The 22,703-nt window shown below is 75.0% G+C and carries 22 protein-coding genes; 14 read left to right on the top strand and 8 right to left on the bottom strand.

The genetic code is table 11. The features are described 5' to 3' along the window. Positions 1 to 2 precede the first annotated feature (2 nt). The 3 genes from RM555_RS06715 to RM555_RS06705 all read left to right on the top strand — a co-directional run bounded on the left by RM555_RS06715 (position 3) and on the right by RM555_RS06705 (position 5,468). The gene (locus RM555_RS06715; RefSeq protein ID WP_311410906.1) at positions 3 to 770 is read left to right on the top strand and encodes a 3-oxoacyl-ACP reductase; all 768 of its coding nucleotides are present in this window, start codon (positions 3 to 5) and stop codon (positions 768 to 770) included. Then, positions 767 to 1,480, top strand: a complete 714-nt coding sequence (locus tag RM555_RS06710) for a gamma-glutamyl-gamma-aminobutyrate hydrolase family protein (protein ID WP_311410905.1) — start codon at positions 767 to 769, stop codon at positions 1,478 to 1,480. Before RM555_RS06715 ends, RM555_RS06710 begins: the two co-directional genes overlap by 4 nt. A gap of 319 nt (positions 1,481 to 1,799) precedes the next feature. Next, on the top strand, positions 1,800 to 5,468 hold the full coding sequence (locus tag RM555_RS06705; RefSeq protein ID WP_311410904.1) for a SpoIIE family protein phosphatase: 3,669 nt from the start codon (positions 1,800 to 1,802) through the stop codon (positions 5,466 to 5,468). A gap of 54 nt (positions 5,469 to 5,522) precedes the next feature. Here the strand turns inward: RM555_RS06705 and RM555_RS06700 are convergent, their stop codons facing one another. Continuing rightward, a complete protein-coding gene (locus tag RM555_RS06700; RefSeq protein ID WP_311410903.1) occupies positions 5,523 to 5,840 on the bottom strand; it encodes an STAS domain-containing protein in 318 nt (105 codons plus the stop codon). Between the two features lie 95 nt (positions 5,841 to 5,935). Here RM555_RS06700 and map point away from each other — a divergent pair, with 95 nt between their 5' ends. Next, the gene (gene map / locus RM555_RS06695; protein WP_132232796.1) at positions 5,936 to 6,793 is read left to right on the top strand and encodes a type I methionyl aminopeptidase; all 858 of its coding nucleotides are present in this window, start codon (positions 5,936 to 5,938) and stop codon (positions 6,791 to 6,793) included. Next, positions 6,790 to 7,506 carry a VIT1/CCC1 transporter family protein gene (locus tag RM555_RS06690; RefSeq protein WP_132232798.1) on the top strand — a complete coding sequence of 239 codons (717 nt, stop codon included), beginning with the start codon at positions 6,790 to 6,792 and terminating at the stop codon, positions 7,504 to 7,506. The genes map and RM555_RS06690 overlap by 4 nt, the downstream gene beginning before the upstream one ends. A gap of 51 nt (positions 7,507 to 7,557) precedes the next feature. Here RM555_RS06690 and RM555_RS06685 read toward each other — a convergent pair whose 3' ends face one another. The 7 genes from RM555_RS06685 to RM555_RS06655 form a co-directional block, all read right to left on the bottom strand. Next, on the bottom strand, positions 7,558 to 8,283 hold the full coding sequence (locus RM555_RS06685) for a nucleotidyltransferase domain-containing protein (RefSeq protein ID WP_311410902.1): 726 nt from the start codon (positions 8,281 to 8,283) through the stop codon (positions 7,558 to 7,560). 9 nt (positions 8,284 to 8,292) lie between these two features. Then, on the bottom strand, positions 8,293 to 8,793 hold the full coding sequence (locus RM555_RS06680) for a nitroreductase/quinone reductase family protein (RefSeq protein WP_311410901.1): 501 nt from the start codon (positions 8,791 to 8,793) through the stop codon (positions 8,293 to 8,295). A 27-nt stretch (positions 8,794 to 8,820) separates the two neighbouring features. Then, positions 8,821 to 11,523, bottom strand: a complete 2,703-nt coding sequence (locus RM555_RS06675) for an ABC transporter permease (RefSeq protein ID WP_311410900.1) — start codon at positions 11,521 to 11,523, stop codon at positions 8,821 to 8,823. Further along, a complete protein-coding gene (locus RM555_RS06670) occupies positions 11,520 to 12,278 on the bottom strand; it encodes an ABC transporter ATP-binding protein (protein WP_311410899.1) in 759 nt (252 codons plus the stop codon). Before RM555_RS06670 ends, RM555_RS06675 begins: the two co-directional genes overlap by 4 nt. After that, positions 12,275 to 12,862, bottom strand: coding sequence for a PadR family transcriptional regulator (locus tag RM555_RS06665; RefSeq protein WP_311410898.1), 588 nt, complete (start codon positions 12,860 to 12,862; stop codon positions 12,275 to 12,277). The genes RM555_RS06670 and RM555_RS06665 overlap by 4 nt, the downstream gene beginning before the upstream one ends. Before the next feature lie 64 nt (positions 12,863 to 12,926). Next, the gene (locus tag RM555_RS06660) at positions 12,927 to 13,373 is read right to left on the bottom strand and encodes a ferritin-like domain-containing protein (protein ID WP_311410897.1); all 447 of its coding nucleotides are present in this window, start codon (positions 13,371 to 13,373) and stop codon (positions 12,927 to 12,929) included. Next, positions 13,370 to 13,819, bottom strand: a complete 450-nt coding sequence (locus RM555_RS06655; RefSeq protein WP_311410896.1) for a hypothetical protein — start codon at positions 13,817 to 13,819, stop codon at positions 13,370 to 13,372. Before RM555_RS06655 ends, RM555_RS06660 begins: the two co-directional genes overlap by 4 nt. Positions 13,820 to 14,048: 229 nt before the next feature. Here RM555_RS06655 and rimP point away from each other — a divergent pair, with 229 nt between their 5' ends. From rimP to RM555_RS06610, 9 genes are all read left to right on the top strand, one after another. Further along, positions 14,049 to 14,750 carry a ribosome maturation factor RimP gene (rimP, locus tag RM555_RS06650; RefSeq protein WP_311410895.1) on the top strand — a complete coding sequence of 234 codons (702 nt, stop codon included), beginning with the start codon at positions 14,049 to 14,051 and terminating at the stop codon, positions 14,748 to 14,750. Next, positions 14,747 to 15,790, top strand: coding sequence for a transcription termination factor NusA (nusA, locus tag RM555_RS06645; protein WP_311410894.1), 1,044 nt, complete (start codon positions 14,747 to 14,749; stop codon positions 15,788 to 15,790). Before rimP ends, nusA begins: the two co-directional genes overlap by 4 nt. Before the next feature lie 16 nt (positions 15,791 to 15,806). Next, positions 15,807 to 16,139, top strand: a complete 333-nt coding sequence (locus RM555_RS06640) for a YlxR family protein (protein WP_132232814.1) — start codon at positions 15,807 to 15,809, stop codon at positions 16,137 to 16,139. A 93-nt stretch (positions 16,140 to 16,232) separates the two neighbouring features. Further along, on the top strand, positions 16,233 to 19,241 hold the full coding sequence (infB, locus tag RM555_RS06635; protein WP_311410893.1) for a translation initiation factor IF-2: 3,009 nt from the start codon (positions 16,233 to 16,235) through the stop codon (positions 19,239 to 19,241). A gap of 87 nt (positions 19,242 to 19,328) precedes the next feature. Then, on the top strand, positions 19,329 to 19,622 hold the full coding sequence (locus RM555_RS06630; protein WP_311410892.1) for a DUF503 domain-containing protein: 294 nt from the start codon (positions 19,329 to 19,331) through the stop codon (positions 19,620 to 19,622). A 157-nt stretch (positions 19,623 to 19,779) separates the two neighbouring features. Beyond that, on the top strand, positions 19,780 to 20,274 hold the full coding sequence (gene rbfA / locus RM555_RS06625) for a 30S ribosome-binding factor RbfA (RefSeq protein ID WP_151454677.1): 495 nt from the start codon (positions 19,780 to 19,782) through the stop codon (positions 20,272 to 20,274). 101 nt (positions 20,275 to 20,375) lie between these two features. After that, positions 20,376 to 21,353, top strand: coding sequence for a DHH family phosphoesterase (locus tag RM555_RS06620; RefSeq protein WP_311411031.1), 978 nt, complete (start codon positions 20,376 to 20,378; stop codon positions 21,351 to 21,353). 86 nt (positions 21,354 to 21,439) lie between these two features. Continuing rightward, positions 21,440 to 21,847: a hypothetical protein gene (locus RM555_RS06615; RefSeq protein WP_132232822.1), complete on the top strand. Its 408-nt coding sequence runs from the start codon at positions 21,440 to 21,442 to the stop codon at positions 21,845 to 21,847. Further along, positions 21,847 to 22,056, top strand: a complete 210-nt coding sequence (locus RM555_RS06610) for a DUF6186 family protein (RefSeq protein ID WP_207913944.1) — start codon at positions 21,847 to 21,849, stop codon at positions 22,054 to 22,056. The genes RM555_RS06615 and RM555_RS06610 overlap by 1 nt, the downstream gene beginning before the upstream one ends. Positions 22,057 to 22,703 lie beyond the last annotated feature (647 nt).

Raw genomic sequence — 22,703 nt, 5'->3', positions numbered from 1 at the left:
AGGTGCGGGGTCGACTTGAGGACCGGGTGGCCGTGGTCACCGGAGCGGGCAGCGGGATCGGGCTGGCCACCGTGCGGCGCTTCGCCGCCGAGGGTGCCCGGGTGGTCTGCGTGGACGTCGACCCGGAGGCGGGTGGGCGGGCCGCCGAGGAGGTCGGCGGCGAGTTCGTCGCCACGGACGTCGCCGACGAGGCGGCCGTGCGGGACCTCTTCGACGGCGTGGCCGAGCGGTACGGGCGCGTCGACGTCGCGTTCAACAACGCCGGCATCTCCCCGCCGGAGGACGACTCCATCCTGACCACCGGCCTGGACGCCTGGGAGCGCGTGCTGCGGGTCAACACCACGAGCGTCTACCTCTGCTGCAAGCACGTCATCCCGCACATGCGCCGGCAGGGCAAGGGCTCGATCATCAACACCGCGTCGTTCGTGGCCCTGATGGGGGCGGCCACCTCGCAGATCGCGTACACGGCGAGCAAGGGCGGGGTGCTGGCGATGACCCGGGAGCTGGGCGTGCAGTTCGCCCGGGAGGGCATCCGGGTCAACGCGCTCTGCCCTGGCCCGGTCGCCACCCCGCTGCTGCTGGAGCTGTTCGCCGCCGATCCGGAGCGGGCCGCCCGCCGGCTGGTGCACGTGCCGATGGGGCGGTTCGGCAAGCCGGAGGAGATCGCCGCCGCGGTGGCGTTCCTGGCCAGCGACGACTCGTCCTTCATGACCGCCGCGCAGTTCGTCGTGGACGGCGGCATCACCGGCGCGTACGTCACCCCGCTGTGAGCCGGCCGCTGATCGGGATCACCGCGTACGTCGAGCCGGTCGGCTGGGGGGTGTGGCGGGACGTGCCAGCGGTGCTGCTGCCCGAGGCGTACGTCCGGGCGGTCACCGCGGCCGGGGGCCGGGCGGTGGTGCTGCCCCCGGACGACCGCGACGCGGACGTGCTGCGGGTGCTCGACGGGCTGGTCCTGGCCGGCGGCGCGGACGTCGACCCGGCCCGGTACGGCCAGCCGCCGGCGCCCCGCACCGAGAGCCGGCCCGGCCGCGACGCGGGCGAGCTGGCCCTGCTCACCGCGGCGCTCGACACCGACCTGCCGGTGCTCGGGGTCTGCCGCGGGATGCAACTGCTCGCCGTCGCCGCCGGTGGGGCGCTGCACCAGCACCTGCCGGACCTGGTGGGGCATGACCTGCACCGCCCCGCTCCCGGCGTCTACGGCGTGCACGGCGTGCGGTTCGCCCCGGCCAGCCTGGCCGCGACGGTGATGGCCGGGGTGCACCGGGTCAACTCCTACCACCACCAGGCGGTGGCCGACCCGGGCCGGCTGGCGGTGACCGGCTGGTCCGACGACGGGGTGGTCGAGGCGGTCGAGGATCCGCACCGGCCCTTCCTGCTCGGCGTGCAGTGGCACCCGGAGAACGAGCCCGATCCGCGACCGATCGCCGCCCTGGTCCGGGCCGCCCGGGAAGGCCGGGTCGGCCCGGCGCGCCGGTGACACACTCCCCTGCACCGTAGCGGCGGGCGGTTGGGGTGTCGCACATCACAGTCGCCTCCCGGGGTGGCGCCCACCCGGGGCCGCATCGTCCCGTGCACGGGACTGAAATGCCGCGCTGGTCCAGATTCGGGTGACCAGGCGTCCTGTGTGGACCCGGCCCCGCGACGCCGTGGCCGGGGGATGGCGGCCCGGTGCGGCGGACGTGAACAGCGCACTCCGGGCGGTATGCGTTACGTTGCTCGTCCGTCGGGGTACCAAGCGGGGCACGGCCGGTCGGATCACCGGGGCCGAGGCGGTGACGGCCGGAGCGGGAGGAACTATGAGTTCGGCCCAGGGGGGCGTGGACGAGGGTTGCCCGTCCGAGGTGGGCCAGGAGGTCGATCTTCCCCCGCTGCTGGCTGCCGCCTTCGCCGGCGGGGGCGAGATGGGCGAACTGATGGGCCGCCTCGACTGGTCCGCCCATCCGCTCGGCACCCCCGACCGCTGGCCGCCGGCGCTCTGCTCGGCGATCGGCCTGATGCTCGCCTCCAGCGCGCAGATCGTCATGTTCTGGGGCGAGGACGAACTCGCCTTCTACAACGACGCCTACCGCCCCACGATCGGTGGCAAGCACCCGGACGTGTTGGGCCAGCCGGCCCGCGAGCACTGGGCGGAGACCTGGAGCGTGCTCGGGCCGCTGCTGGAGGGCGTCCGGCGGGACTGCCGGTCGTACCGCGCGCAGGACCACCCCTTCCCGCTCGACCGGCGCGGCTTCCTGGAGGAGACGTACTTCGACGTCTCCTACGACCCGATCCTGGCCGTCGACGGCACCGTCGCCGGCGTCTTCTGCATCGTCAACGAGACCACGGGCCGGGTGGTCGGGGAGCGCAGGCTGCGGCTGCTGGCCGAGCTGGGCACCGACCTGGCCGAGGTGGACAGCAGGCCCGAGCTGGGCAGGGTCGCGGCGGCGGTGCTCGACCGGCACCGGCCGGACGTGCCGTTCTCGCTGGTGTACCTGCCCGACGAGGCCGGGAACCTGGTCCTGACCGGGTGTGGTGGCGTCGGCCCACGGGCGGTCGCCACGCCCCCGCAGGCGCGGCTCGCCGAGGTCACCGCCGCCGGCACCGCCGCCACCGTCGCCGTCACGGATCTGCTCACCGAGGCTCCGGCCGACGCGACCGGTGAGGCGCTGGTGCTGCCGGTCACCGCCGGGAACGAGACCGTGGGCGCGCTGGCCGTCGGCGTCGCCCGCCGCCAGCCGCTCACCGACGAGTACCGGGACTTCTTCGACCTGGTCGCCGCGCAGCTCTCCCGGGCCGTCGGGCGGCAGCAGGCGTACGAGCAGGAACGCACCCGCGCCGCCGAGCTGGCCGCCCTGGACCGGGCCAAGACCAACTTCTTCGCCAACGTCAGCCACGAGTTCCGCACCCCGCTGACGCTGGTGCTCGGCCCGCTGGAGGACCTGCTGGCCGACCCGGCGCTGCCGGAGGCGTACACCGAACGGCTCACCACCATGCACCGCAACGCGCTGCGGCTGCTCAAGCTGGTCAACACGGTGCTCGACTTCTCCCGGCTGGAGTCCGGGCGGCTGGCCGCCCGGTACCAGCCCACCGACCTCGCCGACTACACCGCCCGCCTGGCCAGCACGTTCCGGTCGGCCACCCAGCGGACCGGGCTGCGCCTGGTCGTGGACTGCCCGCCGCTGCCGGCGCCGGTCTTCGTGGACCGGGACATGTGGGAGAAGGTCGTCCTCAACCTGGTCTCGAACGCGGTGAAGTTCACCTTCACCGGCGAGATCCGGGTGCGGATCCGCGCCGTCGACGGGGCCGCCCGGCTGGAGGTCACCGACACCGGCGTCGGCATCGTGCCGGAGGAACTGCCGCAGATCTTCGAGCGCTTCCACCGGGTGCCCGGGGTGCGTTCGCGCAGCCACGAGGGCACCGGCATCGGCCTGGCACTGGTCCGTGAGCTGGTCGAGATGCACGGCGGCGAGGTGGCTGTGCGCAGTCGCGTCGACGAGGGCAGCACGTTCACCGTGACCGTTCCGTTCGGCGCCGGGCACCTGCCGGCCGAGCGGGTCGTCGACGCCGGCCCTCCGGCGCAGGTGGAGCTGGCGCAGGCCGACCTCTACGTCGCGGAGACGGCGCTCTGGACCGGCGCCGCCGGGCCGGCCGACGGTGCCGGCTCGGCCCGGGGGACCGGCGCCGCCGGCCGGATCCTGGTCGCCGACGACAACGCCGACCTGCGCGAGCACGTCACCCGGCTGCTCTCCCCGTCCTGGGAGGTGGTCGCGGTCACCGACGGCGTGGAGGCGCTGCGGCACGCCGTCGACGGCTCGTTCGACCTGGTGCTGACCGACGTGATGATGCCCCGGCTCGACGGGTTCGGGCTGGTCGCCGCGTTGCGCGCGGATCCGCGTACCCGGCACCTGCCGATCGTGCTGCTCTCCGCCCGGGCCGGCTCCGCCGAGGAGGTCGCCGGGCTCGCGGTCGGCGCCGACGACTACCTCACCAAGCCCTTCTCCGGCCAGGAGCTGACCGCCCGGGTACGGGCCAACGTCGAGCTGGGCCAGCTCCGCGGCCAGATCATCCGGGGGCTGCGGGCCCTGGCCGACGCGGCGGTCGCGGTCAACACCGCCCGCTCCACGGCCGACGTGCTCCAGGTCGCCGCGCGGCACGCCCTGAGCCTCGCCGAGGCCGCCCGGGTGGTGGTCTCGGCCACCGGGATGCGCTTCGAGGCCGACGGCGGCGGGCTGGCTTCGATCGAGCCGTCCTTCGTGCTGCCGCTGACCGGCACCGCCGGTGAGCGGCTCGGCGAGCTGCGGGTCTGGCGTCCGGACGGCGACGGGACCCACACCGACGAGGCCGCGCTCACCCAGCTCGCCCGGCTGGTCGGCGTGCGGCTGGAGAACGCCCGGCTCTACGAGGCCGAGCACCGCATCGCCACCACGCTCCAGCACAGCCTGCTGCCCCGGTCGCTGCCGCAGCTGCCGGGCGCCCTGGTGGCCAGCCGCTACCTGCCGGGCAGCGCCGACGTGGAGGTCGGCGGGGACTGGTACGACGTCGTCGCGATCGGCGACGACGAGCTGGTGCTGGCGATCGGGGACGTGGTCGGCAAGGGCGTGCGGGCGGCCGCCGCGATGGGCCAGCTCCGCAACGCGCTGCGGGCGTACGTCCTGGAGGGCTTCGATCCCGGCGAGTCGCTGACCCGGCTCAACCGGCTCGTCGGCACCAACGAGGGCCGCTCCTTCGCGACGGTGTTCTGCCTGTGGTTCAGCCCCCGCACCGGCCGGACACGGTACGCCAGCGCCGGTCACCCGTCCCCGCTGCTGATCCGAGGAGACGACGTGGCGTTCCTGCACGACCGGGCGCTCGGGCCGCCGGTCGGGGCGATCCCCGACACGGCCTACCGGACGGTCGAGGGGGAGCTGGCCGCCGGGAGCCGGTTGCTGCTCTTCACCGACGGGCTGATCGAGGACCGGCAGCTCGGCATCGACGCCGCGCTGGCCACCCTGCGGCAGGACGCGGCCACCCCCGGCGAGCACGTGACCGACCTGATCGACGCCGTGGTGGAGCGGGTCGCCGGGCGGCCGTTGCGCGACGACGTCGCGGTGCTCGCCCTGGAGGCGGCGGAAGTCAACCGGTTCGCGCTGCGGCTGCCGGCCGATCCCACCCGGCTGAGCGTGCTGCGCAAGCGGCTGGAGGATTTCCTCGTCGCGCACAAGGTCAGCGAGACGGACCTGTTCGACCTGACCGTCGCCGTCTCCGAGGCGGCCGCCAACGCCATCGAGCACCCGGTCGAGCCGGCCGAGCCGACGATCGGCGTCGAGGTGACCATCTCCGACCGGACGGTGGTCGCCACGGTGCGCGACAGCGGCCGGTGGCGGGAGTCGACCGGATCGGGCTTCCGGGGGCGGGGGCTGACCCTCATCGAGGCGCTGGGGGAGCTGTCGGTGCACCGTACCGCCGAGGGGACCGAGGTGACGCTGCGCCGGCGGCTGGCGGACTGAGCGCGGCCGGCGGTGCTCCGGCGTGCGACCGGCCGTGCGGCGTGGGTGCGGGGGTCAGGCCGGGCGGAGCCAGGCCTGGTCGGCCAGGCCGGAGATGTCCAGCACCCGGTGGACCTGCCGCGACGGCAGCACGGTGAGCGCGCCGGGAAGCTGCTGGGCCAGCCGGACCACGGCGTGGATGGCCGCCGAGTCGAAGAAGGTGACCGCCCGCAGGTCGAGCGTCACCCGCTCGGCCGGCTCCCGCAGCGCGGTCTGGAACATGACGTCGGCGGTGGCCATGTCGACCTCGCCGGTGACCAGGACGCGGAGGTGGTCACCGTCGATCTCCGCGCTGGCGGAGAAGACGGGAGACGCGCCGCCCCCTTGATCCACGGAGCCACAATTGCACAGCCGACCGGGCACGGCAACAACCGCTCCGGGCGGGCGGTGGCGGGGGTCACCACCGGGCGCGGCGATAAACTCGCGTCATGACCGTCCGTGCGCCGCTGACCCCCGGCACGCTCACCCCGCTGCGGCCCGTGCCCGCCCACATCGTCCGCCCGGAGTACGTGGGCAAGAAGCGTCCCCAGGAGTGGCGCGGCTCGCACGTGCAGACCCCGGAGACCATCGAGAAGATGCGGGTCGCCGGTCGGCTCGCGGCGCAGGCCACCCAGCTCGCCGGCGAGCACTGCAAGCCCGGCGTGAGCACCGACGAGATCGACCGGGTCGTGCACGAGTTCCTCTGCGACCACGGCGCCTACCCGTCGACGCTGGGCTACCGGGGCTTCCCGAAGTCCTGCTGCACCAGCCTCAACGAGGTGATCTGCCACGGCATCCCGGACTCCACCGTGCTCGCCGACGGCGACATCATCAACGTCGACGTGACCGCGTACCTCGACGGGGTGCACGGCGACACGGACGCCACCTTCTGCGTGGGCGAGGTCGACGAGGAGGCCCGGCTGCTGGTCGAGCGGACCCACGAGGCGATGATGCGCGGCATCCGCGCGGTCGCCCCGGGCCGCCAGATCAACGTGATCGGCCGGGTCATCGAGTCGTACGCGAAGCGCTTCGGCTACGGCGTCGTGCGCGACTTCACCGGCCACGGGATCGGCGAGGCGTTCCACAGCGGGCTCTACGTGCCGCACTACGACAGCCCCCGCCCCACGGACGTGATGGAGCCGGGGATGACCTTCACCATCGAGCCGATGATCACCCTCGGCACCCACGAGTACGACATGTGGGACGACGGCTGGACCGTGGTGACGAAGGACCGCAGGTGGACGGCCCAGTTCGAGCACACCATCGTGGTGACCGAGGACGGCCACGAGATCCTCACGCTGCCGTGACGGAGACCCCGGCGGCGCTGCGTGAGGCGCACCACGCGGACGTCTCCGGCGGTTGGCTGCGCCCCGCAGTCTTCGGGGCGATGGACGGGCTGGTCACCAACATCGCCCTGATCGCCGGGGTGGCGGGCGGCGGGGTGTCGCCGCGCAGCGTCGTGCTCACCGGCGTGGCCGGCCTGGTGGCCGGCGCCATCTCGATGGGGCTGGGGGAGTACACCAGCGTCCGCTCGGCGAACGAACAGGTCGCGGCCGAGGTCGCCAAGGAGCGTCGCGAGCTGGAGCGGCACCCCGAGGCGGAGGCGCGCGAGCTGGCCGAGGCGTGGGTCGCCCGGGGACTGCCGCCCGACCTGGCCATGGAGGTCGCCCAGGCCGTCCGGCGCAACCCGGAGGAGGCGCTGCGGGTGCACGTCCGGGAGGAGCTCGGCGTCGACCCGGACGAGCAGCCCAGCCCCTGGGCCGCCGCGATCTCGTCGTTCCTGTTCTTCTCGGTCGGGGCGCTGGTGCCGCTGCTGACGTACCTGTTCGGCGCGACGAGCCTGTGGCTGGCGCTCGCGGTCGGCGGGCTCGGGCTCTTCGTGGCCGGGGCGGTGGTCGCCCGGTTCACCGCCCGACCCTGGTGGTCCGGCGGTCTGCGTCAGCTCCTGCTCGGCGCGGCGGCGGCCGGCGCCACGTATCTCGTCGGCACCCTCATCGGCGTGCAGGGCGGGCTCGGCTGAGCTTCCCGCGCCGGCCCGCCCGGCGTCCGGTGGGCACCGTCCGGTGCGGTGTCAGCCGTCGAGAAGGTCGTCGACCGTGCCGTCGACGGGGCGGCCCCGGGCCGCCAGCTCGTCCGCCTGGCGGGTCAGGACGACGCCCACCTCGGTCATGTCCGCGCCCGCCAGTCCCGTCCGGCGCACCGCGTCGCCCGGGTCGCGGAAGTAGGTGCGGCTGAGCAGGCCGGCGACCGTGGCCGCCGCCAGCCGCGCCTCGCCGAGCATCAGCAGCGCCTGGTCGGTCTCGTACCACTCGGCCAGCCGGGCGGCCCGGGCGTGCGCCGCCCCGCCCCGGTACCAGGCCCGGCGGGCCGCCGTGCTGAACTCGGCCGGCCGGGCCCGGGCCAGCCGGCCCAGGTGCGCGTCGCGCAGGGTGCGCAGCCAGCCGGTGGGGTCGTGCAGCGCCCGGGTGCTGACGTAGCGGTCGGCGGTCAACGGCCAGAGCGGAGAGATCACCCGGGCCTGGCGCAGGTAGTCGTCGGCGCCGGCCACGGTCAGGTCGACCAGCACGCCGTCGACCCGCCGGGTCGCCGGGGACGGCCCGCCGCCGGGCCGGTACGTCACCACCAGCAGCCCGACCTCGCCGTCACCGCCGCCGTCGTCGTCGCCGTGGGCGAGTGGACCGTGCACCGCGACCGCCAGCACGTCGGCCGGGAACCGCCGGCGCACGGCGTCGGCGACCCGCTCGGCCACCGCCCACCGTGGATCGTCGGGGTGGGGTTCGCCGTCGGCGCCGGTCACCGCACCAGCCTATTCGCGGGCGGTCGGCCCGCCCGGCACGCCGCGCCCGGTGGGCACCAGCCGGAAGACGAGGATCTCCCGGCCGCCGGCCCGCTGGGCGTACGCCCGGTAGGCGGGCCACTCGGTGACCAGCAGCGACCAGAGGCGGTCCCGTTCGGCGCCGGTGGCGACGTCGGCGCGCACCGGGACGCGGCGGCCCTTGACGGCCACCTCGGCGGCCGAATCGGCGCGCAGGTTCATCGCCCAGCCGGGCTGGTGGGTCTGGCCGAAGTTGGAGCCGACCACCACGTACGCGTCGCCGTCGGGCACGTAGAGCAGCGGATTGCTGCGCGGCTTGCCGGAGCGGCGGCCGGTGGTGGTGATGACCAGCGACGGGATGAGCCCGAGCGCGACCACCCGGCCCCGGGTGAGCCGCCCGACCATCCGGTCGGCGGGGACGAGCAGGCGGACGGCGGCGCCGAACCAGCGGTGGTGGCCGACCCGGCGGGTGAGGGCTCCCAGTACGGGCACGGCAACAGTGTGCCCCTTCGCGGGCCCTCAGTCGAGACGTCGCTCGATCGGCAGCCGGGAGCGGGTGAGGAGTCCCGCGCCGAGCATGGCGGCCAGCGGCACCACCACCAGGACGCCGAGCGTGATCCACGGGACCACGACCGGGTACGGCTCCGGGACGGGCCACAGAGTGGCGTACCGGCGGTTGAGGGCGGTCAGGATGATCGACGCGGAGCCGAGGCCGGCCACGATGCCGAGCGCGGAGCCCAGCACGGCGATCACCCCGGACTGGCAGAGCGAGAGCAGCCGGCGCAGTCCCGGGCCGGCGCCGACCGCCGCGAGGGTGGACAGGTCGGCCCGCCCCTCGGCCGCCGCCAGCCCGGTGGCGATGGCGGCGGCGCCCAGGGTGATCACCCCGGCGGCGGCGGCCAGCAGGAGCAGCAGCGGCCGTCCCGCGTCGCCCTGGGCGCCCCGGTCGATCTCGACCTGTGCGTGCAGTGGACGTACGGCGGCGACGAACCGGTCCTGCCGGTCCTCGTCGGGCACGCCGTCGGCGGCGATCGCCCAGCCGAGCGGATGGACGTTCAGGCCGAGCCGCCCGGCGGCCGCCGGGGAGAGCAGCAGCCGGTCCGCCCCCAGCGCGGTGGGCAGCGGGTACCCGGCGACGGTGGTGACGGCCTGGGGATCGGGCCGGGCCTGCCCGGCGCGGGTCACCCGCACGTCGACCCGCCCGTCGCGCACGTAGCGCGGATCGGTCACGACCGCCCCGCCGGCCCGCAGCACGGCGGTGGCGGCGGCGACGTCGGCGGGGGCGGCGCCGGTGAGTGCCGGCAGGGCCGTCCCGTCGTCCACCAGGACGTGGAAGTACCGGCCGAGGTGCTCCTCGGGTTCCGCGCAGCGGGCGTCGGCGCGGGCGCGGCGCTGCTGCTCCGGGGTGAGCCTGTCGCCCGGCGTCCACGGGCAGACGCGCTCGGCGGGCAGCACCGGCGAGACCACGCACAGGTCGGTGGCCGTCCCGCACCGGGGCTCCGCCAGCGGCGCCACCGTCCGGACCCCCAGGTGGGCGCGCGCGGCCTCGCTGACCCCGGACAGCTCGGGCAGGCTCTCCCCGTCCGACCCGGTGACCAGCACCGTGGTGGCCGGCAGGGACGGCAGGTACATCGTGGCCGACCGGGCGTCGTCGCTGGCCAGGTACACGCCGATGGCGACGCTGCCGGCGACCGCGGCCATCACGGCGGAGATCGCGGGGGCGGTCGACGACCGGTTGCGGCTGGCGTCGCGCAGCGCGATCCGGGGCGCCAGCGGCAGCGACCGCCCGAGGCGCGCGAGCAGGCCGACCAGCGTCGGGGTGGCGAAGACCAGGCCCAGCTCGCCGAGGACGAGGCCGGCCAGGATGACCGCCGGTGCCGTCCGGGCCGCCCCGAACGCGGCCACCGCGGCCCCGGCGGCGGCCAGGAGCACCCCGACGGTCAACCAGCGTCGCCGGTGCGCCGGCGGGGTGCGCCGCCCGGCCAGCCCCGCCACCACGTCCTGCCGGGCCGCCGTCCAGGCCGGGGCCAGCGCGGCCAGCACCCCGGCCAGCACCGCGACGGCGGCGATCGCCGCGAGCGCCTCCGGCCACCAGCGGTACGCGCCGAAGCGCACGCCGAAGAGGTGCTGCTCCACCAGCGAGCGGCCGGCGAACGCGGCGGCGACGCCCAGCGCGACCCCGACGGCGGCGCCGACGGCACCCAGCACCACGCCGTCGGCCAGCACGATGCGGCGCAGGTGGGCGTCGTCCCCGCCGGCCACCGCCACCAGCGCGAGCTCCCGGCGCCGCCGCCGTACGCCGACCGCGAAGGCCGGCCCGACGAGCAGCACCACCTCCAGCAGCCCCAGCCCGCCGACGAGCACCGAGACGCTCATCCCCTCCACGTCCATGGCGGAGCGGCCATACGCCGGGAACGCGACGGTGTCCGACGCCGGGGCGGGGACCCGGGCGTGCATCAGGACGCCGTGGGCGTTGAGCCGGCGGAACAGCCCCTCGTCGGGGTCGCCGGGCAGGTCGACGAGCCAGCTCGTGCCCGACTCGCTCTCCATCCGCCCGTCCGACGGGTGCAGCGTCACCACCGGGCCCAGGTCGTCGGGGTACTCGGCCACCCCGACCACCCGCCAGGAGCGGGCGCCGTCGCCGGAGGTGACGCCGCCGCCGAGGCGGACGTCGAGGCGGCGCAGGCCCGCCGGGCTGACGGCGATCTCGCCCGGCCCGGCCGGCGCCCGCCCCGAGTGGAACCGGACCAGCCCCCGGCCGAGCGGATCGTCGAGGTCCACGGCGCGCGCCGTGAGGCCGTCGTCGACCCGCTCGCCGACCCGGGCGTCGAACGGCACCCAGCGGCGCAGCGGGACCACCCGGCTCCCGGCCGGCAGGAGGGCGGTCACCTGCCCGGCGGTGACGGGCCCGACCGGGGGAGCCTCCTCCGGGTCGGTGCGCCAGGTCTCGGCCCAGGCGCTCTGCACGAGCGGGATCCGCGTCACCCAGGTCAGCTCCGCGTCGGCCGCGCCGAGCTGGCGGTCGGCCCGCTCGACCGGGGTCAGCTCGGACATCCGCCAGCTCACCGCGGTGAAGCTCAGCACCAGCACCGGCAGCGTGATCATCGCGAGCACCAGCGCCGTACGACCCCGGGCCCGCCGGGCCTCCCGCCGGGCGATCCGCAGCGCGGCCCACCAGGAACCGGCGGCCCGGGCGAGCCGGCCACCCCGGCCCGCGCTCACCGACCGCTGCCGCTCAGCAGCTGCTCCACGCTGCCCAGCGGGGCCGTCGTGTCGACCAGCACCCCGTCGCGCAGGAAGACCACCCGATCGGCCCAGGCGGCGTGGCGCGCCTCGTGGGTGACCAGCACGGCGGCGGCCCCGGCGTCGACCCGCCGGCGCAGCAGGTGCAGCACCGCCTCGCCGGTCTGCGAGTCCAGCGCGCCGGTCGGTTCGTCGGCGAGCACCAGCCGACGCTCCCCGACGAGCGCGCGGGCGATCGCCACCCGCTGCTGCTGCCCGCCGGAGAGCTGGTCGGGGAACCGGTCGCCCAGCTCGGGCAGGCCCACCTCGGCCAGCGCGTCCAGCGCGAGGCGGCGGGCCCGGCGTACGCCCGTGCCGTCGAGTTCGAGGGGGAGGGCGACGTTCTCCACGGCGCTGAGGCTGCCGAGCAGGTTGAGGTCCTGGAAGACGTAGCCGATGCGGCGGCGCCGCACCTGGGCCAGCCGCCGCCGGTCGAGGGCGCCGAGCGGCTCGCCCTCGACGTACACCTCGCCCGCCGTGGGGCCGTCCAGCCCGCCGGCCAGGGCGAGCAGGGTCGACTTCCCCGAGCCGGACGGTCCCATCACGGCGACGAGTTCCCCCGCGCGCACGGTGAGGCTCACCCCGCGCAGCGCGTGCACGGCCGCCGCGCCGGAGCCGTGGGTGCGGTGCACGGCACGCACGTCGAGCACGGGCGTGGCGGGGTTCCCGCCCGCCGGCCCGCTCCCCGTGCTCACCGTCGCGCCTCCTGGTCCGCCCGGTCCACCGCCTCGGCGGGCGTCGTCGGCACGCGCCCGGGCTCCGTCGGACGGTAGCGCACGAGGCTGGTCTCGCAGTGGTCCAGCCAGCGCACCTCGGCCTCGGCCTGGAAGACCATGGCGTCCAGCACCAGCCGCCACGGCAGGTCCTCGGGGCGGTCGCTGGCGTACTTCAACCGGGTCAACTCCTGCAACGTCCGCATGGTCGCGCTGCGCTGGGTCTGCACCACCGACCGGACGTCCACTCCGGGGGTGGTCAGCGCGAGGGCGAGCTTGATAGCCAGCTCGTCCCGGGGCCGGTCGGTGCGGCTGATCGGAGTGGCGAACCACAGGGCCAGGTCCGTCCGTCCGGCGTCGGTGATCTCGTACGGGCGCTGCCCCGTCTCGCTCTCGGGCAGCGACCGGACCAGCCCGTCCCGCTCCAGCCGGGACAGGGTGGTGTAGACCTGCCCGATGTTCAGCGGCCAGGTCGAGCCGGTCGACTCCTCGAACGCGGCGCGCAGCTGGTAGCCGTACATCTGGCCGCGTTCGAGCAGGGCGAGCAGCCCGTGACGGATGGACATGGCAACGGAGTATGCATACCTGGTATGCGACCCGCAACCGGAGTGGGCGTCGAGGGCCGGCCGGTCAGGTGGGTCGGCCCGGGAACGGCACCGTCAGCGGGGTGATCCCGGCCGTCCGTCGCCAGCGGGTGGCCCGTACGGCGTACTCGACCAGGGCGGCCAGGGCCCTGTCCCGGTCGGCGCCGCTGGTGGCCGGCACCGCCGCCCGCCAGAACGCGGCAGTGCGCTCCTCCACCTCGGCGGCCAGCCGCAGCGCGCTCGCCCGGTCGGTGACCGGGAACGGCAGCGTGTAGCCGGCCCGGTCCGGCGGGACGTTCCCGCCACCGGCGCTCAACTGCACGATCAGGTCGTCGCGGCGGCGCCGGTGCGCGGCCTCCGCCTCCTTCGCGGCGGTCCGGGCGGCGCCGGTGAGGCGTACCCCGATGGGCCCGTACGCCCAGATCGCGGCGTACTCGGCGGAGAGCGCCGCGCCCAGCGCCCCGGCCGGTCCCGGCGGTGTCGGCGCGGTCACCTCAGCGCCTCCACGTGCGTGGCCCGGGCGGCGGCGATCGAGGCGAGCAGCGCGGCCCGCTCCGCCGGCGCCGCCGCACAGGCCCGGGTCGCCGCCTCCCGGGCGGCGCGTTCGTCCTCGCGCAGCGCGGCCCGTGCCGCCGCCGGGTCGCCCGGCGCGGCGGGGCTGGCCGTGGCGGACGCCGAGGGCAGCGGTACGCCGATGAGCCGGGCCAGTTCGGCCGCGTGCGCGCGGTGCGCCTCGGCGATCGGCGTGAGCAGGCCGGCGAGCGCGGGGTGCGCGGCGGCGGCGTCCCGGTGCCCGGCGGCGAGCCGGAGCGACTCGTCGAGCAGGGGCGTGAGCGGATCCGGCCCGGGGGCGGGGTCGTCGTCGCGGTTCAGGAGACCGCAGCCGGTCAGCGGCGCCGCCGCTCCGCCGAGCGCCAGGAGGGCCCCGGCGCGCAGCACCTTTCGCCGGGAATGCCCGGTAGTCTCGCCGCGTCGTGTCGTTCTGCCCGTCGCCACCGGACAAGTCAACACCATCACCGGTCGTACGTGGGCGACCGGCGTCGGTGCGCCGCCCGGCCCGCCGTGCGGCAGGCGCGTTACGCTCTGCGCAGCCACCGGCGCGTCAGCTCCGGTGGCGTGCCGGCATGGCGGCCGACCGGGTGCCGTCGATCAGCAGGAGGGTGCGGAGATGACGCAGCGTGGCCGTGCCACGAGGCCGACGGGTCCGGCGGGGAGACCCCGACGCGCCGACGCCCCACGGGGCGGGGAGCGTGCCGGCGGTCCGCGCGGCGACCTCGCCGCCCGGCGGGCCCGGCTGCGCGAGGTGATCGAGCCGGTGGTCGCCGGCGCCGGTTACGACCTGGAGGAACTCTCCGTGTCCCGCGCCGGCCGGCGGCACGTGGTGCGGGTGATCGTGGACGCCGACGGCGGGATCAACCTGGATGCCGTCGCCGAGGTCTCCCGGGCCGTCTCCGCGGCCCTCGACGCGGCCGAGGAGGCCTCCGGCGACCTCGTCGCCGGGGAGTACCAGCTGGAGGTCAGCTCCCCCGGCGTGGACCGCCCGCTCACGCTGCCCCGGCACTGGCGGCGCAACGTCGGCCGGCTGGTGAAGGTGACCGCCCGCGGCGCGGGCGCCCCGTCCGGCCAGCGGGCCGGGCAGCCCACCGGCGACCGGCAGGTCACCGGCCGGGTGGTCGAGGCCGACGACGAGCGCGTGGTGCTGGAGACCGACGCCGGCCGCGCCGCGTGGACGTACGCAGAGCTCGGCCCCGGCCGGGTGCAGGTCGAGTTCCACCGCCTCGACGAGATCGAGGAGACGGACGAACCCGACGACATGGACGACACCGACGACTTCGACGACGAAGATGATGTGGAGGACGAGGAGAGGTGAACATCGACCTCGCGGCGCTGCGCGCACTCGAGCGCGAGCGGGAGATCCCGTTCGACACGATCCTCGCGGCGATCGAGACCGCGTTGCTGACCGCCTACCGGCACACCGAGGGGGCGGAGTCGCACGCCCGGGTGGAGATCGACCGCAAGTCCGGCGCGGCCCTGGTCTACGCGCAGGAGCTGGACGACGACGGCACCGTCGTACGGGAGTGGGACGACACCCCGCACGACTTCGGGCGGATCGCCGCCATGACGGCCAAGCAGGTGATCCTCCAGCGACTGCGGGAGGCCACCGACGAGGTGCACTTCGGCGAGTACGTGGGCCGCGACGGTGACCTGGTCACCGGCGTGGTGCAGGCGCACGAGGCGCGCAGCGAGAAGGGCATCGTCAGCGTCGACCTCGGCAAGCTGGAGGGCGTCCTGCCGCAGTCCGAGCAGGTGCCCGGCGAGCGCTACGCGCACGGCGAGCGGATCCGCTGCGTGGTGGTGCACGTGGCCAAGGGGATGCGTGGGCCGCAGATCACCCTCTCCCGGTCGCACCCGGCGCTGGTCAAGAAGCTCTTCGCGCTCGAGGTGCCGGAGATCGCCGACGGCACGGTCGAGATCGGCGCGATCGCACGTGAGGCGGGTCACCGTACGAAGATCGCGGTCCGCTCCACCACCCAGGGGGTCAACGCCAAGGGCGCCTGCATCGGCCCGATGGGGCAGCGGGTACGGGCCGTCATGAGCGAGTTGCACGGCGAGAAGATCGACATCATCGACTGGTCGGACGACCCGGCGACGTTCGTCGGCAACGCCCTGTCGCCGGCCAAGGCCCTGCGGGTCGAGGTGGTCGACCTGGCCACCCGCACCGCCCGGGTCACCGTCCCGGACTTCCAGCTCTCCCTCGCCATCGGTCGGGAGGGGCAGAACGCCCGACTTGCTGCCCGGTTGACCGGTTGGCGGATCGACATCCGGTCCGACGCCGAGCAGTCCGGTGCCGCCGGCCGGAGCGGAGCTGATCACGTCCCGGAGCCGGGCGGCGCGATCTCGGGCTCCTAGGGGTAGACTTTCTCCAGTGGTACGACGCGCGCTGCCGGAACGCACCTGTGTGGGTTGCCGGCGACGTGCGCCGGCCAGCGAATTGCTGCGGATCGTCGCGGTCGGCGACGAGGCTGGTCACAGCCTTCGGCCCGATCCGGCCCGCAGGCTGCCGGGTCGGGGAGCGAACATGCACCCGGATCCGGCCTGCTTCGCGCAAGCGGTGCGGCGACGCGCTTTCGGGCGTGCGCTGCGCCTCACCGGGGTCCCCGACCACGGTGAGCTTGCGGAGCACGTCGATGCGCCAACCACTACGTCCGGTCAGCCCGACCGGGCGAGGGTCGCTAGCAGGGTAGGACGACCGACATGAGCACACGATGAAGTCCCTGAAATGACCAGGCTTCAAGTGCACGAGTGAGGTCGCTGCGGGTGCTGCCCGCACGACCTCGGAGTGAGGAGTGCAGTGGCAGGTAAGGCCCGCGTACACGAGCTTGCAAAAGAGCTCGGGGTCGAAAGCAAGACCGTTCTCGCCAAGCTCAAGGAGATGGGCGAGTTCGTGAAGTCCGCGTCCAGCACCGTCGAGGCGCCCGTCGCCCGACGGTTGCGTAGCGCATTCGTCGCCGGCGCCGGTTCTCCGGCACCGGCCGCCCCACCGGCGGCCGCCCCGGCGCCGACCCCGACCCCGACGCCCTCCCCGGCCCCCGGTGGGCCCCGGGTCTCGGCCAAGCCGATGCCGCCCCGGCGGCCGGCCGCGCCGGCACCCGGTCCCAAGCCCAAGGGCCCGGTGCCCGGTCCGCCGCAGCCCGCGGCCCCGGTCGCCAAGCCGGCGAGTGCCCACGACATCGAGGTGGCGGCCGCCGAGGCGCGTGCCGCCGCGCTGAAGGCCGAGCAGGAGGCGGCGGTCAAGGCCGCCCAGGCCGCTCGGCAGCAGCAGCGTGAGAACGTCCGCCGGGAGCCCCCGGCGGACGGTGGCAACCGTCCCGGTCCCCGACCGGGTCCGGGTGCCATGCCGCCCCGCCCGGGTTCCCCGGCCGCCGGTCGTCCCGGCACGCCGGCACCGGGCCCGGGTGGTCGTCCGGGCGGGCGTCCGCCGGCGCGCGGCGCCGGTAACAACCCGTTCGGCATCCAGGGCAGCCAGCAGCAGCAGCGGCCTCCGGCCGCCGGTCCGGGTGGCCCCCGGCCCAGCCCGGCCGGCATGCCGCCGCGTCCGAGCCCGGCCTCCATGCCGCCCCGTCCGAGCCCGGCCTCCATGCCGAGCCAGCGTCCCGCTACCGGTCGCCCCGGCCCCGGTGGCGCCGGTCGCGGTCCCGGTGGCGGCGCGGGTCGTCCCGGTGGCGGCGGCGGTGGCGGTGGCTTCCGCGGCGGTCCCGGTGGCGGCGGCGGTGGCGGTGGCTTCCGCGGCGGTCCCGGTGGCGGCGGCGGCGGCGGTGGCTACCGTGGCGGTCCCGGTGGCGGCGGCGGTGCGCCGGGCGGCGGTTTCCGTCCGGGTGCTCCGGCCGGCGGCGGCGGTCGTCCGGGTGGTGGCGGTCGTGGCCGTGGCGGCGGCGCCGCGGGTGCCTTCGGGCGTCCGGGTGGCCGGCCGACGCGCGGTCGCAAGTCCAAGAAGCAGCGCAGACAGGAGTTCGACAACCTGTCGGCCCCGACCATGAGCTCGGGTGCCCCCCGGGGTCAGGGTCAGGTCGTCCGGCTCTCCCGTGGCGCCTCGCTGTCGGACTTCGCCGACAAGATCAACGCCAACCCGGGTTCGCTGGTCCAGGAGATGTTCAACCTGGGCGAGATGGTCACGGCGACCCAGTCGTGCTCCGACGACACCCTGCTCCTGCTGGGTGAGCACCTCGGCTTCACCGTGCAGATCGTCAGCCCGGAGGACGAGGACCGCGAGCTGCTCGCGCAGTTCAACATCGACCTCGACGCCGAGGTCGCGGAGGACCGCCTGGTCGACCGTGCGCCGGTCGTGACCGTCATGGGTCACGTCGACCACGGTAAGACCAAGCTGCTCGACGCGATCCGCAAGGCGAACGTCGTGGCCGGCGAGGCGGGTGGCATCACCCAGCACATCGGTGCCTACCAGGTCCACGTGCCGCACGAGGGCGAGGACCGCGCGGTGACCTTCATCGACACCCCGGGTCACGAGGCGTTCACCGCCATGCGTGCCCGTGGTGCCCAGGTCACCGACATCGTGGTGCTCGTCGTCGCGGCCGACGACGGTGTCATGCCGCAGACGATCGAGGCGTTGAACCACGCCAAGGCGGCCGACGTGCCGATCGTGGTGGCGGTCAACAAGGTCGACAAGCCGGAGGCGAACCCGGACAAGGTCCGCCAGCAGCTGACCGAGTACGGCCTGGTCGCCGAGGAGTACGGCGGCGACACCATGTTCGTCAACGTGGCGGCGAAGCCGGGCATCGGCATCGACGAGCTGCTCGAGGCGGTCCTGCTGACCGCCGACGCGTCGCTGGAGCTGACCGCTCCGATCGACGGGCCGGCGCAGGGTGTGGCCATCGAGGCGCACCTGGACAAGGGCCGCGGTGCGGTGGCGACGGTGCTGGTGCAGAAGGGCACCCTGCGGGCGGGCGACTCCATCGTCGCCGGCGGGGCGCACGGCCGGGTCCGGGCGATGCTCGACGAGAACGGCAACCAGGTCGCCGAGGCAGGTCCGGCCCGTCCGGTCCTGGTGCTCGGTCTGACCGCGGTGCCCGGTGCCGGCGACACGTTCCTGGCGGCCGAGGACGACCGCACGGTGCGCCAGATCGCCGAGCAGCGGCAGGCACGGCGGCGGGCGGCGTCGTTCGCCAACTCCCGCGGCCGGGCCACCCTCGAGACGCTCATGGAGCAGCTCAAGGAGGGCGAGAAGACCTCGCTCAACCTGGTACTCAAGGGCGACGTCTCCGGTTCCGTGGAGGCCCTCGAGGACGCGCTGTTCAACCTCGACATCCCGGAGGAGGTCCAGCTCAGGATCATCCACCGGGGCGTGGGCGCGATCACCGAGAGCGACGTCATGCTCGCGAGCGCGTCGTCCGAGCCGGTCACGATCATCGGTTTCAACGTGCGGGCCGCCAACAAGGTCCGCGAGATCGCCGACCGCGAGGCTGTGGAGATCCGGTACTACACCGTGATCTACCAGGCCATCGAGGAGATCGAGGCGGCGCTCAAGGGCCTGCTCAAGCCGGAGTACGAGGAGGTCGAGCTGGGCACCGCGGAGATCCGCGACGTCTTCCGCTCGTCCAAGATCGGCAACATCTCCGGTTGCATCGTCCGGTCGGGCATCATCCGGCGCAACGCCAAGGCGCGCCTGCTGCGGGACGGGTCGGTGGTGGCGGACAACCTCACCGTCAGCTCGCTCAAGCGGTTCAAGGACGACGCCACGGAGGTGCGCGAGGGCTTCGAGTGTGGTCTGACCCTGGGTGGTTACAACAACGTCCAGGTCGGCGACATCATCGAGACCTTCGAGATGCGGGAGAAGGTTCGCGCCTGATCCGCTGAACCACTGATCGAGGGGTTTGCGCCGAAAGGCGTAAACCCCTTGATCATGTGGGGGGTCGTGCGGGTATCGTCCGGGGCGATGTTCACCGGAACCGCGGTCTTCGACCTGCTGCTGCCGGGCGACTCCAGGTCGCTCAAGGCCAAGAGATCATACGTACGGCCGATCGTGGCGGCGCTGCGCCGTTTCGAGGTGTCGGCCGCCGAAGTGGGAGCGCTCGACCTGCACGGTCGGGCCGAGATCGCCGTGGCCGTGGTGGCCGCCGAGGCGTCGCACGTCCGGGAGGTGCTGGACTCCTGCGAGCGCCTGGTGGCCGGCCGGCCGGAGACCGAGTTGCTCTCGGTGCGCCAGCGGCTGTACGGCGAAGAGGACTGACCCGGCGGCACCTGTCCGCCGGGTGGCCGGGACGGTACCGGCGGCGCGCGGTGCGGGTGGCCGCGCGGGTAGTGTTCGAGTTGTTGGGCCGTCGGCTCCGGGGCGCTCCGCGTCGCCGGGCGGCGGCCGGGAGCGGTACGCCGTGGAGGTGGCGAAGATGTCGGATCCGGCCAAGGTACGCCGGCACGCGGAGCGGGTGCGTGAACTGGTGGCGTCGGTGGTGCGCAGCCAGATCAAGGATCCCCGGCTCGGCATGATCACCATCACCGACGCCCGGATCACCGCCGACCTGCGCGACGCGACCGTCTTCTACACGGTGCTCGGCGACGCGGCGGCCCAGGCGGGCACGGCGGCGGCGCTGGAGAGCGCCAAGGGCATGCTGCGCAGCACCGTCGGCAAGGCGCTCGGGCTGCGGCACTCGCCGACGCTGACCTTCGTCCTCGACGACGTGCAGGATCAGGTCAAGCACATCGACGACCTGCTGGCCCAGGCCCGCAACGCCGACGCCGAGGTGCAGCGCATCGCCGCCCGGGCTGAGTACGCGGGTGAGCCCCAGCCGTACCGGCTGGACGAGGACGAGGACGCCGACGAGGCGCGCGACGCCGACGAGGACGCCGAGGAGACCCCGCCCCGGGGCGGGGACCCGCGGTGACCGAGCCCTCCGGCGGCACGACCGGTGGTGCCCTCGCCGAGGCGCCGCCACCGGTCGACTCCGGCCCGACCGAGGCGGACTGGGCCGCCGCCGTCGCGGCCGTGCGGGGCCTGCCGCCGGACGGGCGGGTGCTGCTGATCTGCCACGTCAACCCGGACGGGGACGCGCTGGGCAGCATGCTCGGCTTCGGGCTCGGGCTGCGCCGGCTGGGCGTGCGGCGGATGCAGGCGACCTTCCCCGGCCCGCCGGAGGTGCCGGAGCCGTTCCGGGGGCTGCCCGGGCTCGACCTGCTGGTGCCGGCGGCCGAGGCGTACCCGGACCCGGACCTGGTGATCTGCTTCGACGCGGCCAGCGAGTCGCGCCTCGGCGACCTGGTCGACCGGCTGGAGACCGCCGGCGCGGCGCTGGTGCTCGACCACCACGCGTCGAACACCTGCTTCGGCCGGATCAACCTGGTGGACCCGCACGCGGCGGCCACCTCGGTGGTCGCCGAGGGCCTGCTCGCCCGGCTCGGCGTCCCGCTGGACGCCGGGATCGCGGAGTGCCTCTACGTCGCCCTGAGCACCGACACCGGCTCGTTCCGGTTCGAGGCGACGACCCCGGCGGTGCATCAGTTGGCGGCCCGCCTGCTGGCGACCGGCATCCGGCCCGGTGACATCTCCCGCCGGATCTTCGACACCCGGCCGTTCGGCGCCGTCCGCCTCTTCGGCGAGGTGCTCGGCCGGGCCCGTCTGGAACCCGCCGGGGCCGCCGGGCACGGTCTGGTGTGGACGTACGCGACCCAGGACGACCTGGCCCGGCACGACCAGCGCCCGTACGTGCTGGAGGCGCTGATCGACTCGGTCCGGTGCACCGCCGAGGCCGACGTGAGCTGCGTGGTCAAGCAGACGCCGACCGGCGACTGGGCGGTGTCGATGCGCAGCAAGGGCGCGGTCGACGTCAGCCGGGTGGCGGTCGCGCTGGGCGGCGGTGGGCACCGCTTCGCCGCCGGCTTCACCGGTTCGGGGACGGTCGACGAGGTCGTCGACCGGATCCGCGCGGAACTCGACGGCGCGCTGACCGGCCCCGGCCGGCTCTGATCGGAAGGGCCCGGCACGGGAAGATCAGGGAGAGCTCGGGGAGTGTCCGTCTTCCCGGTTGCGGCGAGTACGGGGAGAATCGCGGGATGGAACAGCCCCACGACCTCACCGTCGAGGCGCCCCGCGCCTGGGACCGTCCCGCCGTCACCGTGCCGGTGCTCGTCTGCCTCTCGCTGGTCGGCGGCCGGTTCCCGTCCTTCTCGACCGAAGCCAATCTCTGGACCCTCGGCACCGGCGGGGTGCTGATCTGGCTGGGCCTGAGCAACCGGGTGCCCCGGCGGCCCGCGCCACGCCGGCTGGGCACCCCGGCGGCCTGGTGGGCCCTGCCGGTGGTGGTCTTCGGGGTCTTCGAGGGGACCACGTTCGTGCTGGCGGCGGGGGACGACTTTCCCACCTTCTCGCGGCTGGCCGATCCGCTGCTGGAGGACCAGCTGGTCCGCTCGGCGGTCTGGCTGGGCTGGCTGTCGGCGTTCTGGGGGCTGGTGCGGCGATGATGCGGATGCTGGCCATCGGGGGCTTCCTGGTTTCCCTGGTGCTCTTCGCCGCCGTCGAGTGGGCGGCCCGCCGCGAGGGCTCGCGGATCCCCACGCTCGGCGAGGTGTGCGCCTACGTGATGCGCTACGAGGTGGGCCCGGTGCCGGTCGGCCGGATCGGCCTGTTCGGCTTCTGGTGGTGGCTGGGCTGGCACTTCCTGGCCCGCTGACCGCGCCGCAGCCCGTCGGGGACCCGTTGACGCGCGCGGCTCCGGACGAACGTGAGTCCAAATCGCGGGAACACCGGGCAGCATGTGGAACTGAACGATAGCTTGGGAATCGGCCGGCGTCGTGTGGCGGCGCTGGCCGTGGGCGGTGTCGCCGCACCCGGTGGCGCCTTCCTCCAGGGTCGGACCGACCCGGGCTCTCGCTGCCCACAGCCGCTCCGGTGACCCCGGACCGCTGCCGGGCGCGCAGCACGACCGCCCGTGAGGGCTGCCGCCGGTCGGCGGCCCACGCCCTGGAAGGGGACCACCATGCCGAGCAAGCCCAAGCCGCAGACCACCGACGAGGCCCGCGAGCAGATGCGCCGCGCGCTGCAGACGTCCATGGACACCCGTCAGTGACCGACGCCGACCGGCGGTGACGCCGCCGGCGTCCCGCGCCGACAGCGTCACCGCCCATCCGGCCCCGGTCCCGGCCGTCCGCCGCCCCCGCCCGTGAGCGGCTCTCCGCCCGGACCACGATCGACGCCGAGTTCCTCCGGTACGTGTGGCACTGTCCCCGCCGGTCCCGTCCTCGGCCGCTCATCGAGATCGCCACGCACGCGCCAGCGCTTCCGGCGGCCCGGCTCCGCAGCCGCGCCGAGGCGCGCCAC

The organism is Micromonospora reichwaldensis (assembly GCF_031845925.1).
In the GTDB taxonomy this organism is placed as follows: domain Bacteria; phylum Actinomycetota; class Actinomycetes; order Mycobacteriales; family Micromonosporaceae; genus Micromonospora; species Micromonospora reichwaldensis.
Note: the sequence above shows the minus strand (reverse complement) of the source record. Positions and strands in the feature narration are given on the sequence as shown.

Excerpts from the sequence above, each read along its gene's own strand:
- map (WP_132232796.1), top strand. The coding sequence starts at position 5,936 with ATGACCGTCCGTGCGCCGCTGACCCCCGGCACGCTCACCCCGCTGCGG.
- rimP (WP_311410895.1), top strand. The coding sequence starts at position 14,049 with ATGACGCAGCGTGGCCGTGCCACGAGGCCGACGGGTCCGGCGGGGAGA.
- RM555_RS06705 (WP_311410904.1), top strand. The coding sequence starts at position 1,800 with ATGAGTTCGGCCCAGGGGGGCGTGGACGAGGGTTGCCCGTCCGAGGTG.
- rbfA (WP_151454677.1), top strand. The coding sequence starts at position 19,780 with ATGTCGGATCCGGCCAAGGTACGCCGGCACGCGGAGCGGGTGCGTGAA.
- RM555_RS06630 (WP_311410892.1), top strand. The coding sequence starts at position 19,329 with ATGTTCACCGGAACCGCGGTCTTCGACCTGCTGCTGCCGGGCGACTCC.
- RM555_RS06610 (WP_207913944.1), top strand. The coding sequence starts at position 21,847 with ATGCGGATGCTGGCCATCGGGGGCTTCCTGGTTTCCCTGGTGCTCTTC.
- RM555_RS06665 (WP_311410898.1), bottom strand. The coding sequence starts at position 12,862 with ATGTCCATCCGTCACGGGCTGCTCGCCCTGCTCGAACGCGGCCAGATG.
- RM555_RS06615 (WP_132232822.1), top strand. The coding sequence starts at position 21,440 with ATGGAACAGCCCCACGACCTCACCGTCGAGGCGCCCCGCGCCTGGGAC.